Origin of the sequence: Flavobacterium sp. (assembly GCF_043778725.1) — a bacterium.
Classification (GTDB): domain Bacteria; phylum Bacteroidota; class Bacteroidia; order Flavobacteriales; family Flavobacteriaceae; genus Flavobacterium.
Genome location: NZ_JAYWFT010000168.1, coordinates 1 through 3,094, shown reverse-complemented (window position 1 = coordinate 3,094; position 3,094 = coordinate 1). Strand labels below are relative to the sequence as shown.

At 35.8% G+C, this 3,094-nt stretch carries 1 protein-coding gene; it reads right to left on the bottom strand.

Annotated features, from left to right (window positions below; translation table 11 throughout):
- Positions 1 to 3,094: hypothetical protein (locus tag ACH2CG_RS15455; RefSeq protein ID WP_395066805.1), on the bottom strand; the 3,094-nt coding region annotated here is incomplete at both ends.

Here is a 3,094-nt window from a genome sequence, read left to right as displayed (position 1 = left end):
GTGAAGTTGTTGAACTGTTGTTAATTGTTAAATTCAACGTGGCAATATTTGGACAACCAGAGGCATTTGTAGTTGTATTTGTGTAAACACCACTTGTTAAATACGTTGCGCCATTTGCTAACCAAGTATACGAATTACATGCTGTAATTGTTTCAGATGTTGTTGTACTGCTGTTAATTGTTAGATTTAAAGTGGCAACATTTGAACAACCTGAAGCGTTTGTCGAAGCATTTGTGTAAACGCCACTTGATGTATATGTTGTTCCGTTGGCCAACCAAGTATAAGAATCACATGTTGTAATTGTTTCAGATGTTGTTGAACTATTATTGATGGTTAAATTCAAAGATGCTACATTTGGACATCCTGATGCATTGGTAGTTGTGTTGGTATAAATACCACTTGTGGTATAAGTTACACCATTGGCTAACCAAGTATAAGTATCACAAGCCGAAATAGTTTCACTAGCTGCTGAACTGTTGTTTATAGTCAAATTCAAAGTAGCCACATTCGGACAACCAAAAGCATTGGTAGTTGTATTGGTATAAATACCACTTGTGGTATAAGTGATTCCATTAGCCAACCAAGTATAAGTATCACAAGCTGTAATAGCTTCACTCGTTGCTGAACTGTTGTTGATTGTTAAATTTAAAAGTTGAGTGCTTCCACAAGTGTTTACATAAGAATAAGTTCCAGAACTGGTATAAGTAACTGCATTTGCAGGCCAAGTATAACTATCGCAAGCAGTAATAGTTTCTGAACTTGCTGATGGATTTACTGTTATTGTGTACGGAATAGAATTCGTACAGCCATTTTCAGTAACACTTACCAATATTGTAGCTACTATAGGAGTAGATCCATTATTTACAGCTGTAAAAGAAGGAATGTTTCCAACTCCATTTGCTGATAAGCCAATTGAAGGAGTGTTATTTGTCCAAGTAATCGTAGCTACGTTTCCGTATACTGCTTCCACTGATAGTCTTTTAACTGTTCCACCACATGGATCGCCAAAAGTAGTATTGTTTGCAGGAATACTAACGCTGTTTTGTCCAATTATATAGGAAGAGACAATTGCTACACTGTTGCCAGCATCACAACCGCCGATTGTAAAGTTTCCACAAGTTCCATCAGGCGTTCCATAACTTGCAAAATTTACTGAGTTAAAAACCGAACCTGATGGCGCAGTAAGAACCAAATTGGAACCTTCAGTTACTGTTGCACAAACTGTTCCAAAAGAAGGAGCAGTAAAATCTGTTGTTTGTGTAGCTGAACCATTACATAATGTTTGATTAGCACCTACTGTAAGAGTTGGTAAGGTTTTTTGTGTTACAGTTACTCCTACTCTTATTGAAGAAGTGCAAGCACCGTCAACTGCCTCAGCGTAATAGGTGGTTGTTGACGAAATTGTTGGAGTTGTAAATGTAGTTCCTGTACCTAATAGTGTTCCGCCAGTTGGAGCATCGTACCAATTTACTATTCCTGAACTTGGGGTAATACTCAAATTTGCTGTGCCTGTTCCACAAATGCTTGCAGATATTGGATTGTTTAACGAAATTTCACAACTACTACTAATATTATCATACACATCGTATCGTTTTGTAAAAAGACCTCCAATATATAATTTTGAATTATTAAAAAGCACTACCGAAACAGTAGTATTCAAATTTAAATCTAAGCTGTTAAGCGTTTCATCTGGATCAAATTTTGCGAAACGAGTTCTTGGAAAACCATTAACTGAGACAATTTGTCCTCCAATGTAAACTGATCCTCCTGGACTTGTTGTAATGGAACTAACGGTACCTTGTACATCTGGATTGAAAGCACTTAAACTTCCATCAGCATTAAACTTTGCTAGTCTATTTCTCGTAAATATTCCACCACTAACGGTTGTAAATTGTCCTCCAACATATAAATTATTTGCTGCATCAAGAGCCAACGAAGCGACGATGTTGTTGATGTCAGGATTAAAACTATTTAGTGTTCCATTAGGATTGAATTTAGCTACACGATTTTTTGTAACACCACCAGTTGCTGTAAAAGCTCCACCAGCATATAAATTATTAAAAGTATCTAAAACTAAAGCGTTCACGGTCGAATTCATGTTTGGATTAAAGCTATTTAAAGTACCGTCTTCATTAAACTTTGCCAAACGATTTCTTGTAACTCCACCAACTGTTGTAAAAGCTCCACCAGCATATAAACTATTTGACGAATCCAAAACTAAAGCGTTCACGGTCGAATTCATATTGGGATTGAAGCTATTTAAAGTTCCGTCTGCATTAAACTTTGCCAAACGATTTCTTGTAATACCTCCAACAGTGACAAAAGTTCCTCCTGCATAAACTGAACCATCTGTTGCGACAACAATTGCAGAAACACTATTTTGCAAATTAGGATTAAAATCGTTTAAAGTTAAATCAGCATTAAACTTAGCCAATCGGTTTCTTACTTGGTTATTGATGGTTGTGAAAGCTCCACCAATGTAAACCGTATCATCTGCATTAATTGCAATTGTGTTAACAATTGAGCTATAACTTGGGTTCAAGCCGTTTAAACTTCCATCAGGATTGTATTTTGCAAAATAATTTCTCGCAATACCACTAGCGGTAGTAAAATTACCACCAATATACAAATTATTAGCGGTATCAATAGCAATCGATGCTGCATAAACATTCAAATTGGGGTTAAAAGAGTTCAATGTTCCGTCTGGATTAAATTTTGCAAATCGATTTCTAGATATTCCATTTGTTGTAGTAAAATCACCTCCAACTAATAAATTACCAGATGCATCGAACTTAACCACTCTTACAAGATTCGTATTAAAATTTGCATTGAATGCATTTAATGATGTATCAGAATTGAATTTAGCCAAGCCTACTCTAGCCAAACCATTTACAGTTGTGAAAGTACCTCCAATTACAAGTTCATTAAGTGAATTAATCGCAATTGAAAAAATGGAACTATTAAGTGCTGGATTGAACGCATTCAAAGTACCATCTGCATTAAACTTGACAAAATAAGTCCTAGACACACCATTAACGGTTGTGAAATTCCCACCAACTATTAGATTTCCTGTTGTGTCAAATACTATTGCACG